The organism is Micromonospora sp. CPCC 205561 (assembly GCF_036906775.1).
GTDB lineage: Bacteria > Actinomycetota > Actinomycetes > Mycobacteriales > Micromonosporaceae > Micromonospora.
Window position 1 is genome coordinate 1 of sequence record NZ_JBAKHV010000040.1, and the last position, 20,529, is coordinate 20,529.

The window sequence follows — 20,529 nt, forward strand, 5'->3', positions numbered from 1 at the left end:
CCCCGCCCGCCCGGGCGCCGACCCGGGGCCGCGCGCCGCCTGCCGGCGCCCGCCCCGCCACCGGCCCCCGGCGTGGCGGTTCCGCGTGCGCCACCGATCCGCGTCCCCGCGCCACGCACAGGGCCGTCCGAGTCCCCGGACCACTCGGACAGGCTCCCGATCGCGGCTGCCTGTCCGCTCCGTCGCCGCACGGCGACAGACAGGACGACGACCCGTGGCGCCCCGCCGTACCCGAGAAACCGAACGCGACCGGTCCCGTCGCGTGCTCTCCCAGAACTTCCTCACCGACCCGGCCGCGATCGCCCGGCTGGTGCACGCCGCCCGCCCCGGGCCCGATCGGCTCCTGCTGGAGGTGGGCGCCGGCCGGGGCCAGCTCACCCGGCCGCTCGCCGCCCGCTGCCGGCGCCTGATCGCGTACGAGGTGGACCCGGCCGCCGGCGTCGAGCTGGCCCGGGTCTGCGCGGCCCTGCCGAACGTGACGCACCGGCAGGCCGACTTCCTGACCGCCGCGCCGCCGCCGGAGCCCTTCGACGTGGTCGGGAACATCCCCTGGTCGCTGACGTCGGCTGTGGTGCGCTGGTGCCTGACCGCGCCCGGCCTGCGCGCGGCCACCCTGCTCACCCAGCTGGAGTACGCCCGCCGGCGCGGCGGCGACTACGGCCGGTGGACCCGGCTGACCGTGCTGACCTGGCCGGAGTTCGGCTGGCGGCTCGCCGGACGGGTGCCCCGCACCGCGTTCCGCCCGGTGCCCGGGGTGGACGCCGGCATCCTGCGGCTGGAGCGGCGGCCCGAACCGCTGCTGGCGGTGGCGGCGCTGCCGGCGTACCGCCGGATGGTGGAGGTCGGCTTCGACGGGGTCGGCGGCTCGCTCGCGGCGTCGCTGGCCCGGCACCACCCCCGCGCGCGGCTGTCGGCGGCGCTGCGGGCGACCCGGCTCGACCCGGCCACCCCGGTCGGCCACGTCTGGCCCGAGCAGTGGCTGGTGCTGTTCCGGCTGCTGCATGCCCGCTGACGGCTGCCGCTCGTGCTGAGCGGTCAGCCCAGCGGGTTGAGGGCCTCGCCCAGCTCGGCGGGGGAGCCGAACCGCTCCGCCGGCAGCGCCCGGAGCGCCCGGAGCGTCTCCGTGTCGACCCCGTTCTCCTGGCCCCACCGGACCAGGTCCTCCCGGGAGACCGGGTAGTCGAGCCCGGCCAGGTACTCCTGCAACTGAGCGCCGGTGACGGTCATGCCGGCGGGCTACCCGCTCAGCCCGCCGGCACACCGCCGTGTCGTACGCCCGCCCGGCCGCCCGGTGGATCGACGGCGGACGGTTTGCCCGGCGGCGCGCCGGGTAGCCGCCGGCATGCTGGTTCAGCGGCTCGGCGCGCCGAGCGACTTCGACCCGTTGCTGGAGCGCGTCCGGAACGCCCGGATCGTGATGATCGGCGAGGCGACGCACGGCAACCACGACTACTACCGGCTGCGCGAACAGCTCACCCGGCGGCTGGTCGCCGAGTGCGGGTTCTCCTTCGTCGCGGTGGAGGGGGACTGGCCCGACTGCGACCGGGTGCACCGCTCGGTGGTCGCCGCGCCGGGCGGGGCCGTCGAGCCGCGCACCGCGCTGGAGCGCTTCGAGCGCTGGCCGACCTGGATGTGGGCGAACGCCGAGGTGGCCCGGTTCTGCGACTGGCTGCGCGCCTGGAACGTCGAGCGGCCCGCGGACTCGCGCGCGGGCTTCCACGGCCTGGACGTCTACAGCCTCTGGGAGTCGATGCAGGCGATCTTCGACTACCTCGGCGAGGAGGATCCGGCCTCGCTGGAGGCGGCGCAGGACGCGTACCGCTGCTTCGAGCCGTACGGCAAGCGGGTCGAGGAGTACGGCATGGCCAGCCGGTTCGTCTCCGCCCGTTGCGAGGAGGAGGTCGTGCGGCTGCTGGCGCGTACCCGCGAACAGGCCACCGGGGACGGCCCCGACAGCTTCTCGGCCTGGCAGAACGCGGAGGTGGTGGCCGGCGCGGAGCGCTACTACCGGGCGATGGTGCGCGGCGGCCCGGAGTCGTGGAACATCCGGGACACGCACATGGCGGACACCCTGGACCGGCTGCTGGAGCGCTACGGGCCGGGCGCGCGGGGCGTCGTCTGGGCGCACAACACGCACGTCGGCGACGCCCGGGCCACCGACATGACGGCCGACGGAATGGTCAACATCGGCCAGCTGGCCCGCGAGCGGCACGGCGCCGACGAGGTGGTCCTGGTCGGCTTCGGCGGCTACCGGGGCACGACCATCGCCGCGCCCCGCTGGGGTTCGCCGGCCGAGGCGATGGTGGTACCGCCGGCCCGCCCCGGCTCGGTCGAGCACCGGCTGCACGAGCTGCTGCCGGAACGGGCCGTGCTGGTCTTCGGCGGCGACGACCAGCCCGGCTGGGTCACCGGGACCGCCGACCACCGGGCCATCGGGGTGGTCTACGACCCGTCCTTCGAGGCGTGGGGCAACTACGTGCCGACCCGGCTGGGGGAGCGCTACGACGCCTTCGTCTGGTGCGACGAGACGACCCCCCTGCACCCACTGCCGGCCTCGACCGCCCCGGGCGAGATGGAGACGTACCCGGCCGGCGTCTGAGCGGTCTGCCCGCGCCGCCCGTTCCGCCCGCGACGGGCACGCGGTCGTGGTGCCGGTTCCGCCCGGTGGGGCGGGACACCACGACCGCGCGCCCGGCAGGGGCGTGCGTACGGGGTCAGGCCGGGGTCGCGGCCCTGTCGTCCAGGTGGGCGCGCAGGCCCTCGCCCTCGATGTCGACGTTGGGCAGCGCCTTGTCCAGCCAGCGCGGGAGCCACCAGGCGCGCCTGCCGAGCAGCGACATCACGGCCGGCACGATGGTCATCCGCACCACGAAGGCGTCGATGGCGACGCCGACGGCGAGCGCGAAGCCCATCGACTTGATGACCGGGTCCTCAAGGAAGACGAAGCCGCCGAACACCGAGATCATGATCAGCGCGGCGGCGGTCACCACCCGGGCGCCGTGCCCCATCCCGCTGATGGTCGCCTCCTGCGCGGTGTCGCCGTGCACGAAGTCCTCCCGCATCCGGGAGACCAGGAAGACCTCGTAGTCCATCGCCAGGCCGAACAGGATGCCGATCAGCAGGATCGGCAGGAAGCTGACCAGCGGGCCGGGCGTGTCCAGCCCGACCAGTTCGGCGAGGTGGCCCTGCTGGAACACCGCCACGGTGATGCCGAACGTGGCGGCGACGGTGAGCAGGAAGCCCAGCGCGGCCTTGACCGGCACCAGCAGCGAACGGAAGACCAGCATCAGCAGCAGCACCGAGAGCCCGACCACCAGCAGCAGGTAGACCGGCAGGGCGTCGGAGAGCTTCTCGGAGACGTCGATGCCGATCGCGGTCGCCCCGGTCAGCAGCACGTCGACGTCGGGGAGGTCGCCCACCGCCGCGCGGACGTCGTTCACCAGCGTCTCCGTGGCCTCCTCGGTGGGGCCGGTCTTCGGCACCACCCCGAGCAGCGCGGTGCGGCCGTCCGGGCTGAGCTGCGGCGGCGCCACCGCGAGCACGTTCTCCGTGCGCTGGATCAGCGCGGTCACCTGGGGGATGGCGGCCGAGGTGGCCTGCGGGGTGTCACCGGCGACCACCACCGCGAGCCGGCCGGTGAAGCCGGGCCCGAAGCCCTCGGTGATCACGTCGTTCGACTCCCGGGCGGGCGAGTCGACCGGCGCGGTGCCCGCGTCGGGCAGCGCCAGGCGCATGTCGGGCGCGGGCAGCGCCAGCAGCCCCAGCCCGAGCAGCCCGACGAGGATGACCGGCACCCGGAACCGGGTGACGAGGCGCGCCCAGCGGAACCCGAAGCCGGACCGGTCCTCGGCCCGCGGGGTGACCGCCTCGCCGGCGTCGGCCCCGGCGTCCCCCGCCGACACCGTCGAGCGCAGCTTGCGGGGCAGGACCCGGCGGCCGGCGAAGCCGAGCAGGGCCGGCTGGAGCGTGATCGCGACCAGCACCGCGACGGTGACCGTGCCGGCGGCGGCGAGACCCATGACGGTCAGGAACGGGATGTTCACCACGGCCAGCCCCGCCAGCGCGATGACCACGGTGGCCCCGGCGAAGACCACGGCCGACCCGGCGGTGCCCACCGCGCGGCCGACCGCCTCGTCCGGCGGCAACCCCTCGATCAGGTTCTGCCGGTAGCGGGAGGTGATGAAGAGCGAGTAGTCGATGCCGACCGCGAGGCCGAGCATCAGGGCCAGGATCGGGGCGGTGCTGCTCAGCTCCACCACGCTGCTGAGCGCGAAGAGGCCGGCCATGCCGACGCCCACGCCGATCAGCGCGTTCAGCATGGTCATGCCGGCCGCCACCAGGGAGCCGAACGTGATCACCAGGACGACGGCGGCGACGGCGACGCCGATCGCCTCGGTCGAGCCGACCTCCGGCACGCTGCTGAGCACCTCGCCGCCGGGCGAGACCTGCCAGCCCTGGGCCTCGGCCCGCTCGCCCACCCGCTCGTAGGCCTCGCGCTGGGCGTCGGTCACCTCGTCGGCGCCGGTGGCGAACTGGACCTGGACCAGCGCGTACCGGCCGTCGGGGGAGACCGCCCCCACCTGGAACGGGTCGACGGCGCCGACCACGCCGGGCAGCGTCGCAGCCTCCTGGGCGAGTTCCTTCACCACGGCCTGCCCCTGCGGGCTGCCGAGGGCGCCGGCGGCCGGTGCCTTGACGGCGATCGTGCCGGTCGCGCCGCTGGCCGCCGGGAACTGCTCGGTGAGCAGGTCCAGGGCACGCTGTGACTCCGTGCCGGGCATGGTGAAGTTGTCGGCGATCGGGCCGCGCAGGGTCGCGGCGGCGAGTCCGAGGCCGACGAGTACGACGAGCCAGATCGCCGCGACGAGTCGCCGCCGGCGCATCGAGCCCCGGCCGAGCCGGTAGAGCAGGGTGGCCATGAGTTCCTTGTCCTCGGTCGTGGTTGTTGGGAACGGATCAGTCGACGGGCTCCAGTGCCCGGCGCGCGAGTGCCAGCAGGGCGCAGCGGAGTTCCTCGTCGGGTACGTCGACAAACTGCCCGCACGTCTCGGAGATGCCGGCGAGCAGCACCAGCGCGGCGATCCGGGCGGACGGGCGTTCCGACTGCCCGGCGAGGGCCTCGACAAGCCGTTCGGAGATCCGCTGGATGTGCGCGAAGGCGGGCTGCTGGAGCAGCTCCGGGAACTCGCCCCGGAGCAGGGCGATCTCGCGCCGGAACCGGACCGCGAGGTCGACGAAGCCCTCGGCGGCGACCCGTTGGGCGGGCGCGCCGCGGTGCGCGGCGATCCGCTCGTCGAGCGCCTGGAGGACGGCGATCGCCGGGGCCATCAGCTCGGTGAGGATGGCCTCCTTGTTGGCGAAGTGGTAGAGCACCGTGGCCTTGGAACAGCCCACCTCGCGGGCGATGTCCTGCAACGAGGTGCCCCGGTAGCCGGTCAGCGCGAAGCGCCGGCCCGCCGCCGCGAGGATGTCGTCGTGCGTCTCCGGAACCACCCGTGCCATGCCGGTCCACCTCCCCGCACCAGCATGCCTGACCGATCGGTCAGCATCTGACCGATCGGTCAGATCGGTGACGTGGCGTTCCCCACACGCCGCCCGTGGTTTACCGCCGCGGGGCGCCCGGCGGCGGGGAGGCCGTCGGCCGGTCGGCCGCGTCGCGCGCCCGGTCGTAGGTGGCCCGGGCGTCGGCGATCGCGCCGCGGTGCCGCTCCGCCCAGCTGGTCAGGGCGACCAGCGACTCGTAGAGCTCAAGCGCGATCGGGGTGGCGGTGTACTCCACCTTCGGCGGGACGGTCGGATGGACCCTCCGGTGCAGCAGGCCGTCGCGTTCCAGGTTGCGCAGGGTCAGGGTGAGCATCCGGCGGCTGATCCCCTCCACGCAGCGCTCCAGCTCGGTGAAGCGCACCGGGCCCTGGGAGGCGGCCACGAGGATGCCGATGCTCCACTTGCCGCCAACCCGGTCGAGCACCTCGCGGACCGTGCAGGCCCTGGCCTGGCCGGGGGTGAAGGGCCCGCCGGCCGCCCCGCACGCCTGGGGCGCCCGCCCGGCGGTCACATCGCTGTTCCCCTGGGACATCAAAGTGCCTCCTTACGCTCCGCCTCATGGTCACAGAGATGGCCCTGGTAACAAACCGGGCACCTGAGGGGCGTCCGATGTCCACCCGTACCGACGGTTCCGCTGGCCGGCGCTGTTTCTGCTCTGCGCCGGCAGCCTGACGAGCATCCCTCACCCTGGCCTCGCTGCTCTGCGCGGTCGCCACCGGCCCGGCGGTGCTCGTGGCGGCGCGCTTCGGCCAGGGCGTCGGTGGGGCGCTGACCGTGGCGGTCCGCCTCGGCACGATCGCCGGCTCTTCCCCGCCCCGGCCGAGCGGGCCCGGGCCGTCGTCGTCTTCAGTTTCACCGGCGCCGCCGGCTCCTCGGTCGGCATGCTCGCCGGGGGGCGTCCGCACCGTCCTCGCCGGCTGGCCCGCCATCTTCGGGATCAACCTGCCGATCGGGCCGGGGATCCTGCTGGGCGCCGTACGTCTGCTCGACGCCGACCGCGGCGCCCGGCTGCGCGGGGGGCCTGGACCTGCTCGGCGCGGATCGCCCCGCCGCGTCCGGTTGACCGCCGGCCCCCGGGCCGCGAAGGTGATCGGATGAGTCGCGCTGACGAGACCCGGGACGGGGTGTCGCTCACCAACCTCGACCAGCCGCTGTTCGACGACGCCGACGCGACGAAGCGGGACCTGGTCGACTACCTCGACGCCGTCCACGAGCGGATCCTGCCGCCCCTGCGCGACCGGCCGCTGTCGGTGGTCCGGGTCCGGCCGGGACAGCCCCCGTTCATGCAGAAGAACCTGCCGAAGTACACCCCGGACTGGGTGCGCCGCACGTCGGTGTGGGCCGAGGCGTCCCACCGCGAGATCTCGTACGCGCTCTGCGACGACCGGCGCACCCTGCTCTGGTTAGCCAACCAGCGCGCGGTGGAGTACCACCCCACCCTGGCCACGGCCGACGAGCCGCACCGCCCCACCCACCTGGTGCTCGACCTCGACCCGCCGGAGGGCGACTCGTTCGGGCTGGCGGTCGCCGCCGCCCTGCTGGTTCGCCAGGCCCTCGCCGACGCCGGGCTCTCCGGCGCGGTCAAGACCAGCGGCGCCAAGGGCGTGCACGTCTTCGTGCCGGTGGCGGCGGGCGCCGCCGTGGCGGACCTGGCCGCCGCGACCCGGGCGGTGGCGGCCCGCGCCGAACGGCTCGACCCGGCGCTGGCCACCACGGCCTTCATCCGCGAGGACCGGGGCGGCCGGGTCTTCGTCGACTCCACCCGCGCGGGCGGGGCCACCGTGGTGGCCGCCTACAGCCCTCGGCTGCGGCCGGGCGTGCCGGTCTCCTTCCCGGTGGACTGGGCCGACCTGGGCGACGTCGCCCCGGCGGACTTCACGATCCGGACCGCCCCGGCGCTGGTCGCCGACCGGGACCCGTGGGCCGAGCGGATGCCCGCGCCGCAGCGGCTCCCGGCGGACCTGGTCACCGAGGGGCACACCATCCCGGTCGCCCGGGTGCAGGCCATGCACGAGGGCAAGCGCCGGGCCCGCGCCCGCCGCGCCGCCGGCTGACGTACGCACAACACGTCGCCGGCCCGGTCACCGCGCCGCCCATCCGCCGCCGACAGCACCACCGTGTCGACCCGCACTGTCGCCTCCGGCCGTACCCGGGCCGCGCCCGCGTACGCGTGCAGGCGTCCCGTACGCGCGCCGGCAGGCGGCAGACGGTGCCCGGTGGCCCCCCTAGCGTCGGGGAGGACCAGACGCAGGGGCGCCGGGGCGGTGCCACGGGCAGCAGGAGGAGCCATGACCCGCAGCAGACTGACCTGGGCGGCGGCCGTCGTCTTCGTGTTCGCGGCGATGATGTCGTTCGGCGGTGTCGCCGCCGAGAGCGTGATGCTCTACCCGAACATCTTCGGTGACGCGCCGGCCTCACTGGACCGGGCGCGCGAGTTCCTGGTGGCCGGCGGCCCGAGCGACTACTTCCCGCCGCTGGGGGCCTCGGTGGTCCTCAGCGGCGTCGCAGCGGTGCTGCTCACGTGGCGGGACCGCCGGCTCCGCTGGTGGTTCGCCGGCGCGGCGGCGGTCTTCATCGCCTGCGAGTTCCTGTTCTCGGTCTTCTTCTTCTGGCCGCGCAACGAGATCATGTTCGTCGACCCGGTCGGAACGCACTCGCCGGAGTACCTGCGCCAGATCGCCGAGGAGTTCGTCGCCGGGCACTGGGTGCGCCTCGCCGGCGGCGCGGTAACGGCGGTGCTGGGCCTCACCGCCCTGCTCAGGTGGGCCCGGGCCACCGCACCGGGGGCCGTCGGGGCCGGGCGGTGAGGCAGGCCACCGGCCGGCCGGGCCGCCGCTGACGGGGGCCCGCGTGCCGGTGGGCGTCGCACGCACCAGCGGACGCACGACAAAGGCCGCTGATCAGGTTGCCCTGGTCAGCGGCCTTTCGTGCTGCTCATCGGTGGTGCCCCCGGCAGGATTCGAACCTGCGCCCCCGCCTCCGGAGGGCGGTGCTCTATCCCCTGAGCTACGGGGGCTCAGCGACTGGAGAAGAGTAGCAAACGCCCCCTGCGATCATCGAATCGGTATCCGCCGCCCCGCCGTGTCGGGCATCAGCGGCCGAACTTCGGCTTCGCTCCGGCGGACCGCCGACCGGGGCCGGGTACGCCGCCGGTCACCGGCCGGTCCGGGCGGTCACCCGGCCGACCCGTCGCGGGGTCAGGCGGCGAGCGCCCGGCCGCAGCTCGGCAGCGGGTGCAGCACGATGCGGCGGGGCAGCCGGCGGGGCCACTCGCTGCGCGGCCAGGAGCCGTCGACGATCAGGTGCACCGTGCGCTGCTCCGCGCCGCTGAGGCGCAGCACGAAGTCGCGCGGGAGTGGCGGGTCGACCGACGGTGTGGTGATCATGAAGCGGACCCGGCCCCGGGACGAGACGGCGGAGATGACGTCCGCCGCCGGCATCGTGCCGCGCAGGCGTACCCGGCCGATCCAGTAGACCTCGGCGAGGTGCTCCTGCGCCGCCCGGGTGATGGCGGGGTACTCGCTGCGCACCCAGCGCTCCACCGCGCCGACGCAGAGCCCGCAGGCCCGCTCCCGGGGTTCCCTCGGGCCCAACCCCCAGGCCCGCAGGTACGCCCCGACCGCCCCGGCGTCCATCGGCAGGTCGAAGCGGCGCTGGATGAGGGTGTGCAGGCTCTGCCGCGTCCACAGCTCCTCGTCCAGGCCCAGCGCGTCGGGGTAGACGCCCCGCAGGACGTCGATCAGTTCGAGTTCCTGTTCGCGACTGAGCGATCCCGGCTCGCCCTGCCGCTGTCCGCGACGGACGGCTGCCACCGCCCCGTCACCGCCGATGGTGTGGCGCCGGCACCAGCTGGTGACCGAACGCCGTGCGTCTCTCAGTGCGACCCCCACGTCCTGCGCAACGAGCCCGAATCGCAACTGGTCACGATATGTGTGCAGAAAACTCTCTTAGAGCCGTAATCGGGTCAACACCGCGAAGACGGTACGAGAGGGAGTAAACGGGCAAGTCCTCGCCCCCGGACCGGCGCGGGGCCCGCGTCGGCCCGGCGAACCGGGTGGTGACGCGGGCCCCGCGGAGGACCGGGGTGCGGCGGAGACGGGTCAGCCGCCCAGGCGCTTCAGCGCGTTCTGGAGGTTGGTGAGGTCCTTGCGCTGGGTGTTCTTCATGGTCTGCGCCGTCTTCACGACGTCGTCCTCGTCGCTGACGTCGAGGATGCCGTCGATCATGTGGATCCCGCCCAGGTGGTGCTTGATCATCAGTTGCAGGAAGAGGACGTCCAGCTCCCGGCCCTCGGCCGCGCGTAGCCTGGCCATCTCCTCGGGGGTGGCCATGCCCGGCATGAGACCGTTCCTGACCAGGCCGGCGCCGTCGGACATCCACGACATCGACGGCTCACTTCCCGCCGGGTCGAGGCCCCACGAGCGCAGCCAGGTGTGCATGGTGCCGATCTCGCCCTGCTGGGCGGTGGCGATGTCGCCGCCGATGGTGCGGACCTCAGGGTCCGCGCCCTCGTCGAAGGCGATCATGCCCATCTCCACCGCCTGCGCGTGGTGGGTCAACATGTCCCGCGTGAAGCCGGCCTCCGCCGAGGCGTCGCCCGGCCGGGTCAGCCGGGGCGCCAGCAGGCCACCGGCGTACCCGAGGAGCAGCCCGACCACGACGGCCAGGGCCAGCGCGGCCGTCCCCCAGCGGACCGGGGGCCGCCGCTCCTGCGCAGCGGGACCGGCCGGCTCGCCGGTCTGGGTCATGGTCGAGGTGCTCATCGCTCTCCTCAGCCCTGCGGCATCTGCTGTGCGTCGTCACGGGGCGTCTTGCCGGTGGCGGTGATGCCCTGGCTGCACAGCGCGGTCGGGCCCTCCACCGAGGCGTTCACCTTCAGCGTCTTGATGAACTCGTCGATCCGGCTGTCGTCGGCGTTGTCGACCTTGAGCTGGTAGCCCCACGCCTGGAGCGAGATCGGCTTGTCCAGCCCCTCGAACGGGCTGAGCATCAGCTTCTCCTTGCCGCGCACCCTGTCGGCGAGCTTGGTCACCTGGTCGGCGGGCAGGTCGGGGCGGTAGGTGATCCAGACCGTGCCGTGCTCCAGGCTGTGCACCGCGTGCTCGTTGGCGATCTGGGCGGGGTAGACGTCGCCCATGCAGTTCTGCCAGGCCGCGTTGTGCGGGCCGGCCACCGGCGGCAGCACCGTGTAGGTGATGGGGCCCGCCTTGTGGTTGCCGCCCGCCACGAGGTCCTTGTCCTTCTCGCGGAAGTTGACGATGCCGTCGATCGCGTCCGCCCGGTCCTCCCAGGGCTTGGCGCCCTGGAAGGTGGCCCACGCGCCGTAGCCGATGATCGCCACGGCCAGCACACCCACGGCGACGAAGAGCGCGATCGGGCCCCACGAGCGGCCCTGGCTCACCTTCACCGGGGTCACGGGCTTGCGGCCCTTGCCCCCGGCGCCGGGACGGGGACCCGTCGGCTTGCCGGACCCGGCCTTGGCGCCGGCGGCCGGCCGGCCCGCAGCCGGCTTCTTGCCGGTGCTGACCACGTTCGGGCGGCGCTCGGGGCCGCCCGGGGTGCTGATGCTCATGGTGCCTCGTCAGGTCGGTCGGTCAGGGGATCCGGCGGGCCGGTCTCACACACTGGGTCGCCGCCGCGGGTGCCGAGTCTACCCCCGATAACATGGATCGGTGACTCCCGCAGAACTCGCCGAGGTCGTCCTATCCGCAGCCCACGCAGTCTTCACCGAGCGTGGCCTGGACCGCTCCGCCCTGCCGGAGCGCACGGCGGTCGAGCGACCCCGCAATCCCGAGCACGGCGACTACGCCTCCACGCTGGCGCTCCAGCTCAGCAAGAAGGTGGGCGTCCCGCCGCGTGAGCTGGCCACGGCCCTCGCCGACCAGCTCGGCCGGGCCCCGGGGGTCAAGTCGGTGGAGATCGCCGGCCCGGGCTTCCTCAACATCCGGCTCGACGCCGCCGCCGCCGGCCAGCTGGCCCGCGCGATCGTCGAGACCGGCGAGGAGTACGGCCGCAGCGACCGGCTCGCCGGGCAGCGGATCAACCTGGAGTTCGTCTCGGCCAACCCCACCGGCCCCGTGCACATCGGCGGGGTCCGCTGGGCGGCCGTCGGCGACGCGCTCAGCCGGCTCCTGCGCGCCACCGGCGCCGACGTGGGCACGGAATACTACTTCAACGACGCGGGCTCGCAGATCGACCGCTTCGCCCGCTCGCTGCTCGCCGCCGCGAAGGGCGAGCCGGCCCCCGAGGACGGCTACGCCGGGGCGTACATCACCGAGATCGCCGACGCCGTGCGGGGTGCCCGCCCCGACGTGCTGGAGCTGGACGAAGCCGCCGCCCAGGAGGTCTTCCGGGTCGAGGGCGTGCAGCTGATGTTCGCCGAGATCAAGTCCTCGCTGCGCGGCTTCGGGGTCGAGTTCGACACCTACTTCAACGAGAAGGACCTGCACGACCGGGGCGAGCTGGAGCTGGCCCTCCGGCGGCTGCGCGAGCAGGGCCGGGTCTTCGAGTCCGACGGCGCGACCTGGCTGCGCACCACCGACTTCGGCGACGACAAGGACCGGGTGCTGCGCAAGTCCAACGGCGAGTGGACCTACTTCGCCGCCGACTGCGCCTACTACCTGGACAAGCGGGAGCGCGGCTTCGAGCGGGTCGTGATCATGCTCGGCGCCGACCACCACGGCTACATCGGCCGGATGAAGGCCATGTCGGCGTGCTTCGGCGACGACCCGGAGCGCAACCTGGAGATCCTGATCGGCCAGCTGGTCAACCTGGTCCGCGACGGGGCCCCGGTCCGGATGAGCAAGCGGGCCGGCACCGTGGTGACCCTGGAGGACCTGGTCGACGCGATCGGCGTGGACGCCGCCCGGTACGCGCTGGCCCGCTACTCCAGCGACTCCCCGATCGACATCGACGTGGAGCTGTGGACCCGGGCAACCCGCGACAACCCGGTCTACTACGTGCAGTACGTGGCGGCCCGGACGGCCAGCGTCGGCCGCAACGCGGCCGAGGTGGGGCTGACCCGCGGCGACGCGGACGCGTTCCGTCCCGAGCTGCTCGGGCACGAGAAGGAGAACGAGCTGCTCAAGGCGCTGGCCGAGTTCCCCGCCGTGGTCGCCGCGGCGGCGGAGCTGCGCGGCCCGCACCGGGTGGCGCGCTACCTGGAGGAGCTGGCCGGGGCCTACCACCGGTTCTACGACGAGTGCCGGATCCTGCCGCGCGGCGACGAGGAGGCCACCGACCTGCACCGGGCCCGGCTCTGGCTGAACGACGCCACCCGCACCGTGATCGCCAACGGCCTGCGCCTGCTCGGCGTCTCGGCCCCGGAGAGGATGTGAGCGCCGTGCGAGCGCGAGGAGTGAGCTTGCGAGCCCCGCAGTCGCGAAGCGGAGACAGCGTGCGAGCGCGAGGAGTGAGCTTGCGAGCCCCGCAGTCGCGAAGCGGAGACAGCTGAGATGCGAGCTCACGAGGCCGGTGCCCTGCACGGTGACATGGGCAGCCGGGGGCCGTCCTGGCTGCGCACCCCGGCCGACGTCAACGCCCTGGTGCCGCAGCTCTGGCCCCGCAACGTCACGCGCGGCGGCGACGGCGTGCTCGCCGTGGGCGGGCTCGGCGTCCGCGACATCGCGGCCGAGTTCGGCACCCCGGTGTACGTCCTCGACGAGGACGACCTGCGCTCGCGCGCCCGCGACTTCCGCGCCGCCTTCGAGGGCGCCGACGTCTACTACGCCGGCAAGGCGTTCCTCTGCCGGGCGGTGGTGCGGATGATCGCCGAGGAGGGCCTGCACCTCGACGTCTGCACCGGCGGCGAGCTGGCCACCGCGCTCTCGGCCGGGATGGCGCCCGAGCGGATCGGCTTCCACGGCAACAACAAGTCGGCGAGCGAGCTGACCCGGGCGCTGGACGCCGGCGTCGGGCGGATCATCGTCGACTCGTTCGCCGAGATCGACCGGCTCACCGCGCTCGCCCGCGAGCGGGGCGTCCGCCCCCGGGTGATGATCCGGGTCACCGTCGGCGTCGAGGCGCACACCCACGAGTTCATCGCCACCGCGCACGAGGACCAGAAGTTCGGCTTCTCGCTCGCGGGCGGGGCGGCGGCCGAGGCGGCCTTCCGGGTGCTCGACGAGGGCGTGCTGGAGCTGCGCGGCCTGCACTCGCACATCGGCTCGCAGATCTTCGACGCCAGCGGCTTCGAGGTCTCCGCCCGCCGGGTGCTGGGCCTGCAGGCACAGATCCGCGACGCGCGCGGGGTGGAACTGCCCGAGCTGGACCTCGGCGGCGGCTTCGGCATCGCGTACACCACCCAGGACGACCCGGCGACGCCGCAGGACCTGGCGAAGCGGCTGCGCCGGATCGTCGAGGCCGAGTGCGCGGCGGAGCGGCTGGCCGTGCCGCACCTGTCGATCGAGCCGGGCCGGGCGATCGTCGGGCCCGCCGTGTTCACCCTCTACGAGGTCGGCACGGTCAAGTCCGTGCCGGTGGGCACCGGGGGCGACGGGGCGCACGGGCGTCGTGCCTATGTGAGCGTCGACGGCGGGATGAGCGACAACATCCGTACCGCCCTCTACGACGCGTCCTACTCCGCGACGCTGGCGTCCCGGGCGTCGACCGCCGAGCCGCTGCTCGCCCGCGTGGTGGGAAAGCACTGTGAGTCCGGGGACATCGTGGTGAAGGATGAATTCCTGCCCGCCGACGTGCAGCCCGGAGATCTTGTCGCGGTGCCCGGCACCGGCGCCTACTGCCGGAGCATGGCCAGCAACTACAACCACGTGCCCCGCCCCCCGGTGGTGGCGGTGCGGGGCGGCCAGGCGCGCCTGATCGTCCGGCGGGAGACCGAAGAGGACCTGCTGGCATTGGATGTGGGATGACGTCACCTGTGCGCCTGGCACTGCTCGGCTGCGGCACGGTCGGCAGTGAGGTGGTCCGGCTGCTGCACGAGCAGGCCGCCGACCTCGCCGCCCGGATCGGCGCCCCGCTGGAGATCGCCGGCATCGCCGTACGCCGTCCCGGCCGCGACCGGGGTGACCTGCCGGTCGACCCGGCCCTCTTCACCACCGACGCGCTCGGCCTGGTCAAGTCCGACGACGTGGACGTGGTCGTCGAGGTGGTCGGCGGCATCGAGCCGGCGCGGAGCTGGCTGGTGGAGGCGCTGCGGGCCGGCAAGAGTGTGGTGACCGCGAACAAGGCGCTGCTCGCCGAGGACGGCGCGGCCCTGCACGACGCGGCGGCCGAGGGCGGCGGCGACCTCTACTACGAGGCGTCCGTGGCGGGCGCGATCCCGCTGCTGCGCCCCCTGCGCGAGTCGCTGCACGGCGACCGGATCAACCGGGTCACCGGCATCGTCAACGGCACCACCAACTTCATCCTCTCCGCCATGGACGCCACCGGCGCCGGCTTCACCGAGGCGCTGGAGGAGGCCACCGAGCTGGGCTACGCCGAGGCCGACCCGACCGCCGACGTGGAGGGCTTCGACGCGGCGGCCAAGGCGGCCATCCTCGCCTCGCTGGCCTTCCACACCCGGGTGGGCGCGGCCGACGTGCACCGCGAGGGCATCACCGAGGTCACCGCCGCCGACGTGGCCAGCGCCAAGGCGATGGGCTGCACCATCAAGCTGCTCTGCATCGCCGCCCGGGGCGCCGACGCCGCCGGCCGGGAGACGGTCAGCGTGCGGGTGCACCCCGCAATGATCCCGCTGACCCACCCGCTGGCCGGCGTCGGCGACGCGTTCAACGCGGTCTTCGTCGAGGCCGAGGCGGCCGGGCCCCTGATGTTCTACGGCCGCGGCGCGGGTGGCGCACCGACCGCCAGCGCCGTGCTCGGTGACGTGGTGGCGGTCTCCCGCAACCGGCTCGCCGGGGTGCGTTCGGCCAGCGAGAGCGTGTACGCCGACCTGGCGGTGCGGCCGATGGGCGAGGCGCTGACCCGCTACCACGTCAGCCTCGACGTGGCCGACCGGCCGGGCGTGCTGGCGGCGGTGGCCGGGGTGTTCGCCCGGCACGAGGTGTCGATCGCCACCGTGCGGCAGGGCCCGGCGGGCGGCGGCACGGCGGGCCGGGGCGAGGACGCCGACCTGGTCATCGTCACCCACGTGGCGCCGGACGCGGCGCTCGCCGCCACCGTGCGCGAGCTGCGCGGGCTGGACATCGTCCGCTCGGTGGCCAGTGTGCTGCGGGTGGAGGGCGGCCCGTGAGCGGCCTGCCCGCCGCCCCGGCGGGGCGGGCGCCTGACCGTCTCGCCTGATGGTTAACTGCGGGTGCGCCCGGGGTCGGCCGGCGAGACTGGTCCAGGCTGGAGGCACACCGACTCCGCGGGGCGGTCCAGAGGCGAGGAGAGCGACATGTGGCGGGGCCTGATCGACGCGTACCGGGACCGGCTGCCGGTCACCGACGCCACCCCGGTCGTGACCCTGCACGAGGGGAACACCCCGCTGCTGCCCGCGCCCGTGCTCTCCGCCCGGCTCGGCTGCGACGTGCACCTGAAGGTGGAGGGCGCCAACCCGACCGGCTCGTTCAAGGACCGGGGCATGACGCTCGCGGTCTCCAAGGCGGTCGAGGCGGGCAACAAGGCGATCATCTGCGCCTCCACCGGCAACACCAGCGCCTCCGCGGCGGCGTACGCGGCCCGCGCCGGGTTGACCTGCGCGGTGCTCGTGCCGCAGGGCAAGATCGCGCTGGGCAAGCTGGCCCAGGCGCTCGTGCACGGCGCGAAGCTGCTCCAGGTCACCGGCAACTTCGACGACTGCCTGTCGCTGGCCGCGAAGCTCGCCCAGGACTACCCGGTCGCCCTGGTCAACTCCGTCAACGTCGACCGGCTGCACGGCCAGAAGACGGCCGCCTTCGAGATCGTCGAGGCCCTGGGCGACGCGCCCGACATCCACTGCCTGCCGGTCGGCAACGCCGGCAACATCTCCGCCTACTGGATGGGCTACTCGGAGGAGCTGCGGGACGGCAACGCCACCCGGGCCCCCAGGATGTACGGCTTCCAGGCGGCCGGCGCCGCCCCGATCGTCACCGGCGAGGTGGTCCGGGAGCCGTCCACGATCGCCACCGCCATCCGGATCGGCAACCCGGCGAGCTGGACCAGGGCGCTCGACGCCCGGGATTCCTCCGGCGGCCTGATCGCCGCCGTCACCGACCGGGAGATCCTGGCCGCGTACCGGCTGCTGGCCCGCGAGGTCGGGGTCTTCGTCGAGCTGGGCAGCGCGGCCAGCGTGGCCGGCCTGCTCCAGCAGGCCGCCGCCGGCCTGGTGCCGGCCGGCTCGACCGTGGTCTGCACGGTGACCGGCCACGGTCTGAAGGACCCGGAGTGGGCGATCACCACCGCCCCCGCGCCCACCACCATCGCCAACGACGCCCTGGCCGCCGCCCGCCTCCTCGACCTCGCCTGAGCCGCCCGGCCCGGCGGAGCGTCGCCCCGTCGGACCGGGCGGCGGCGGCACCGCCCGGTCCGGCGGGAGGGCGGGGCGCTCCGGTCCCGCGCGGCGAGCACGGCCGGGGCCGACAGTTCCCGGCCAGGGGGGGTGGGGGAGAATCCGTGCCGCCGCCCGTCGCCTTTTTCAGGAGTGAGTCACGCCGATGTCGCTGCTCGCCAGATTCAGCCTCGCCAACCGAGGGCTGATCGCCCTCATCGCGGTGGTGACCACGCTGTTCGGAGTGTTCGCCGTACCGTCACTGAAGCAGCAGCTCCTGCCGTCGTTGGAGTTCCCGGCCGCGTTCATCGTGGCGCCCTACCCCGGCGCCGGGCCCGAGGTCGTCGAGTCGCAGGTCACCGAGCCGATCGAGACCAGTCTCCAGGGCATCCCGGGGCTGGAGCAGATCACCTCGACCTCCCGTGAGGGCTCGGCGAGCGTGCAGGTCCAGTTCGAGTTCGGCACCGACCTGGACGACGTGGTCAACAAGATGCAGACCGCGCTCAGCCGGATCGACGCCCAGCTGCCGGAGGGGGTCGACCCTCAGGTCATCGCGGGCAGCACCGACGACCTGCCCGCGGTGGTGCTCGCCGCCTCCGGCGGGGACGACCAGCGGGTGCTCGCGGAGAAGCTGCGCGCCACGGTCGTCTCCGAGCTGGAGACGATCGAGGGGGTACGGACGGTCGACCTGACCGGCGCCCGTGACGACGTCGTGGTGGTCACCCCGGATCCGGCGAAGCTGGCGGCGGCGAAGCTCCCGCCGACGGCCCTCGGCGCGGCGCTGAAGACCAACGGCGTGACAGTGCCGGCGGGCGCGGTGACCGACGGCACCCGTGCGCTCCCGGTGCAGGTCGGCAGCCGGCTGGCGACGCTCGACGACCTGCGCGGTGTTGTTGTCGCGCCCTCCACGGGCAAGGCGGCCCCCGTCCGCCTCGGCGACGTGGCCACGGTCGAGCAGCAGCTCGCCCCGGCCACCGCGATCACCCGCACCAACGGCAAGGACAGCCTGGGCATCGCGGTCACCGCCTCCCCGGACGGCAACGCGGTGCAGATCTCCCACGAGATCCGCGACCGGCTGGCCGACCTCCGGGAGGCCTCCGGGGCCGAGCTGACCGTCGTCTTCGACCAGGCGCCGTTCGTCGAGAAGTCGATCGAGAGCCTGACCACCGAGGGCCTGCTGGGCCTGGTCATGGCCGTCGTGGTCATCCTGGTCTTCCTGCTGTCGATCCGCTCCACCGTGGTCACCGCCGTCTCCATCCCGCTGTCGGTGGTGGTCGCCCTGATCGCCCTCTGGGTCGGCGACTACTCGCTCAACCTGCTCACCCTCGGCGCGCTCACCATCGCGGTCGGCCGGGTGGTCGACGACTCGATCGTCGTGCTGGAGAACGTCAAACGGCATCTGGAGTACGGCGAGCCGAAGCGGCAGGCGATCCTCACCGCCGTCCGCGAGGTGGCCGGTGCGGTGACCGCGTCCACCCTCACCACGGTCGCCGTCTTCGCGCCGATCGCGCTGGTGGGTGGCTTCGTCGGGCAGCTCTTCGCGCCGTTCGCGATCACCGTCACGGTGGCCCTGCTCGCCTCGCTGCTGGTCTCGCTGACCGTCATCCCGGTGCTGGCGTACTGGTTCCTCAAGCCCTCCGACGGCACGGTGGACGACGCCGCCGTGCGCCGGGAGGCGGAGGAGAAGGAGCTGCGCAACCCGTTGCAGCGGGCGTACCTGCCGGTGATCGGGTTCGCCACCCGTAAGCGGGCGACCCGGTGGATCACCCTGGGGCTCGGCCTGCTCGTGCTCCTGGGCACCTTCGGGCTGTCCCGTCAGCTGGAGACCAACTTCATCGACGACTCAGGCCAGGACACCCTGAGCATCACCCAGGAGCTCCCCCCGGGCACCGGGCTGGCCGGCACCGACGCCGCGGCGCGGCAGATCGAGGCGGTGCTGGAGCGCACCGGGGACATCGAGACGTACCAGGTCACCGCGGGCAGCGGCGACAACCCGTTCGGCGGGGGCGGCGGCAACAACGTCGCCAACTGGTCGCTGGCCCTCGGGGAGGGCACCGACGCCCAGGAGATGCGGGAGGTCCTGCGCCGGGAGTTCGACGCGCTGGGCGCGTCCGTCGGCGAGGTCAGCTTCGGTGCCGGGCAGGGCGGGGCGGCGGCCAACCAGTTGCAGGTGATCGTCCAGGCCACCGAGCCGGAGGCGCTGACCCGCGCCGCCGAGGAGGTCCGGTCGGCGATGGCCGGTCTGGCGGGCGTCGAGGACGTCTCCACAAGCCTCGCCACCCGGGTGCCGCGCGTGGAGGTCACCGTCGACCGGGTCGCCGCCGGGCGGGCCGGGCTCACCGAGGCCGCCGTCGGCCAGCTGGTGGCCCAGGCGTTCCGGGGCTCGCCGCTGGGGCAGGTGACGCTGGACGACGGGCAGCGGGACGTGGTGCTGCGGTTCGCCGGCAAGCCGCCGGTCTCCGTGGAGGAGCTGCGCGCGCTGCCGGTCGGGCCGCTGAAGCTCGACGACATCGCCGACGTCACCCAGACCGAGGGCCCGCAGCAGGTGAGCCGCATCGACGGCGAGCGCAGCGTCACCGTCACCGGTACGGCCACCGGCTCGAACCTCGGGGCCATCTCGCAGGAGCTGCAGAAGAAGCTGGACGGCATCGACGTGCCGGGGGCGACCTTCGCCATCGGCGGGGTGAGCGCGGACCAGGAGGAGGCCTTCGCCGACCTGGGCCTGGCGGTGCTCGCGGCCATCGCGATCGTCTTCCTGATCATGGTCGCGACGTTCCGCAGCCTGACCCAGGCGCTGATCCTGCTGATCTCCATCCCGTTCGCGGCGACCGGCGCGATCGGCCTGCTGCTCGCCACCGGCACCCCGCTGGGCGTGCCGGCGCTGATCGGCGTGCTCATGCTGGTCGGCATCGTGGTGACCAACGCGATCGTGCTGCTGGACCTGGTGAACCAGTACCGGGCCCAGGGAATGGGGGTCCAGGAGGCGGTGGTCGAGGGCGGCCGGCGCCGCCTGCGCCCCATCCTGATGACCGCGGTCGCCACCATCTTCGCGCTGCTGCCGATGGCGTTCGGCCTCACCGGGGAGGGCGGCTTCATCTCCAAGCCGCTGGCGATCGTGGTGATCGGCGGCCTGCTCAGCTCGACGCTGCTCACCCTGGTCCTGGTGCCGACGCTCTACGCGATGGCGGAGAACACCAAGGAGTCGTTGCGGGCCCGGCGGGCCCGCCGCTCCGGTCGGGCGACCCCGGTGGATGACGAGGGGGCGACCGACGGCGCCGGTGACGCCGCCGAGGCGCCCGCCGCCGAGCCCGTCCCGGTGCCCGCCGCCGGTTCCGCGTCCACCGGTGCGGACGGCTCCGACGCCCCGGCCGCGCGACCCGCGCCGTCGGGCGCGCTGATGGACGGCACCGACCAGTTCGAGGTGCTGCGGCTGCCGAGGAGCCGCAAGTCGCCGCTGCCGCCGACCGAGTAACGCACGGCCGCGAACGCCCCCGACGGGTCCCGCCCGCCGGGGGCGTTCGCGTTCGCGCAGCTACCCGCCGTCCGTCCCGGCCCGCCGACCGCCGCCCGGTAGGGTC

16 protein-coding genes and 1 tRNA gene are annotated in these 20,529 nt (G+C 74.0%); 9 read left to right on the forward strand and 8 right to left on the reverse strand.

Translation table 11 applies throughout. From position 1 onward, the window contains the following. Positions 1–214: 214 nt before the first annotated feature. Positions 215–1,012 (forward strand): ErmE/ErmH/ErmO/ErmR family 23S rRNA (adenine(2058)-N(6))-methyltransferase, encoded by a 798-nt coding sequence (gene erm / locus V6V16_RS20065; RefSeq protein ID WP_334564223.1) that lies wholly within the window; start codon positions 215–217, stop codon positions 1,010–1,012. Positions 1,013–1,035: 23 nt separating this feature from the next. On the opposite strand, the gene V6V16_RS20070 is transcribed toward erm, so the two are convergent. Continuing rightward, entirely contained in the window at positions 1,036–1,227 is a 192-nt protein-coding gene (locus V6V16_RS20070; protein WP_334564224.1) for a DUF2795 domain-containing protein, read from the reverse strand. 115 nt (positions 1,228–1,342) lie between these two features. Between V6V16_RS20070 and V6V16_RS20075 the strand changes: the two genes are divergently transcribed. Further along, the gene (locus V6V16_RS20075; protein WP_334564226.1) at positions 1,343–2,599 is read left to right on the forward strand and encodes an erythromycin esterase family protein; all 1,257 of its coding nucleotides are present in this window, start codon (positions 1,343–1,345) and stop codon (positions 2,597–2,599) included. Positions 2,600–2,714: 115 nt separating this feature from the next. On the opposite strand, the gene V6V16_RS20080 is transcribed toward V6V16_RS20075, so the two are convergent. From V6V16_RS20080 to V6V16_RS20090, 3 genes are all read right to left on the reverse strand, one after another. Beyond that, positions 2,715–4,919 (reverse strand): MMPL family transporter, encoded by a 2,205-nt coding sequence (locus tag V6V16_RS20080; RefSeq protein WP_334564228.1) that lies wholly within the window; start codon positions 4,917–4,919, stop codon positions 2,715–2,717. A gap of 37 nt (positions 4,920–4,956) precedes the next feature. After that, positions 4,957–5,502 (reverse strand): TetR/AcrR family transcriptional regulator, encoded by a 546-nt coding sequence (locus V6V16_RS20085; protein ID WP_334564231.1) that lies wholly within the window; start codon positions 5,500–5,502, stop codon positions 4,957–4,959. Between the two features lie 100 nt (positions 5,503–5,602). Beyond that, on the reverse strand, positions 5,603–6,076 hold the full coding sequence (locus tag V6V16_RS20090; protein WP_442934113.1) for a winged helix-turn-helix transcriptional regulator: 474 nt from the start codon (positions 6,074–6,076) through the stop codon (positions 5,603–5,605). A 562-nt stretch (positions 6,077–6,638) separates the two neighbouring features. On the opposite strand from V6V16_RS20090, the gene ligD reads away from it, so the two are divergent. Both ligD and V6V16_RS20100 read left to right on the forward strand, forming a co-directional pair. Then, on the forward strand, positions 6,639–7,598 hold the full coding sequence (gene ligD / locus V6V16_RS20095) for a non-homologous end-joining DNA ligase (RefSeq protein WP_334564235.1): 960 nt from the start codon (positions 6,639–6,641) through the stop codon (positions 7,596–7,598). Between the two features lie 234 nt (positions 7,599–7,832). Continuing rightward, entirely contained in the window at positions 7,833–8,351 is a 519-nt protein-coding gene (locus tag V6V16_RS20100) for a DUF1772 domain-containing protein (RefSeq protein WP_334564237.1), read from the forward strand. 134 nt (positions 8,352–8,485) lie between these two features. Here V6V16_RS20100 and V6V16_RS20105 read toward each other — a convergent pair. From V6V16_RS20105 to V6V16_RS20120, 4 genes are all read right to left on the reverse strand, one after another. Beyond that, positions 8,486–8,560, reverse strand: a tRNA-Arg gene (locus V6V16_RS20105). A 181-nt stretch (positions 8,561–8,741) separates the two neighbouring features. Continuing rightward, positions 8,742–9,434: a winged helix-turn-helix domain-containing protein gene (locus V6V16_RS20110; RefSeq protein ID WP_334564322.1), complete on the reverse strand. Its 693-nt coding sequence runs from the start codon at positions 9,432–9,434 to the stop codon at positions 8,742–8,744. A 210-nt stretch (positions 9,435–9,644) separates the two neighbouring features. Continuing rightward, on the reverse strand, positions 9,645–10,307 hold the full coding sequence (locus tag V6V16_RS20115) for a DUF305 domain-containing protein (protein ID WP_442934114.1): 663 nt from the start codon (positions 10,305–10,307) through the stop codon (positions 9,645–9,647). Between the two features lie 8 nt (positions 10,308–10,315). Continuing rightward, positions 10,316–11,116, reverse strand: coding sequence for a DUF3105 domain-containing protein (locus V6V16_RS20120; protein ID WP_334564240.1), 801 nt, complete (start codon positions 11,114–11,116; stop codon positions 10,316–10,318). A gap of 100 nt (positions 11,117–11,216) precedes the next feature. On the opposite strand from V6V16_RS20120, the gene argS reads away from it, so the two are divergent. From argS to V6V16_RS20145, 5 genes are all read left to right on the forward strand, one after another. After that, positions 11,217–12,881 (forward strand): arginine--tRNA ligase, encoded by a 1,665-nt coding sequence (gene argS, locus V6V16_RS20125; protein WP_334564243.1) that lies wholly within the window; start codon positions 11,217–11,219, stop codon positions 12,879–12,881. A gap of 117 nt (positions 12,882–12,998) precedes the next feature. Beyond that, entirely contained in the window at positions 12,999–14,411 is a 1,413-nt protein-coding gene (lysA, locus tag V6V16_RS20130) for a diaminopimelate decarboxylase (protein ID WP_334564245.1), read from the forward strand. 8 nt (positions 14,412–14,419) lie between these two features. Beyond that, the gene (locus tag V6V16_RS20135; RefSeq protein WP_334564326.1) at positions 14,420–15,733 is read left to right on the forward strand and encodes a homoserine dehydrogenase; all 1,314 of its coding nucleotides are present in this window, start codon (positions 14,420–14,422) and stop codon (positions 15,731–15,733) included. A 147-nt stretch (positions 15,734–15,880) separates the two neighbouring features. Beyond that, entirely contained in the window at positions 15,881–16,930 is a 1,050-nt protein-coding gene (gene thrC, locus V6V16_RS20140) for a threonine synthase (protein ID WP_334564247.1), read from the forward strand. A gap of 187 nt (positions 16,931–17,117) precedes the next feature. Further along, positions 17,118–20,423: an efflux RND transporter permease subunit gene (locus V6V16_RS20145; protein ID WP_334564250.1), complete on the forward strand. Its 3,306-nt coding sequence runs from the start codon at positions 17,118–17,120 to the stop codon at positions 20,421–20,423. Positions 20,424–20,529 lie beyond the last annotated feature (106 nt).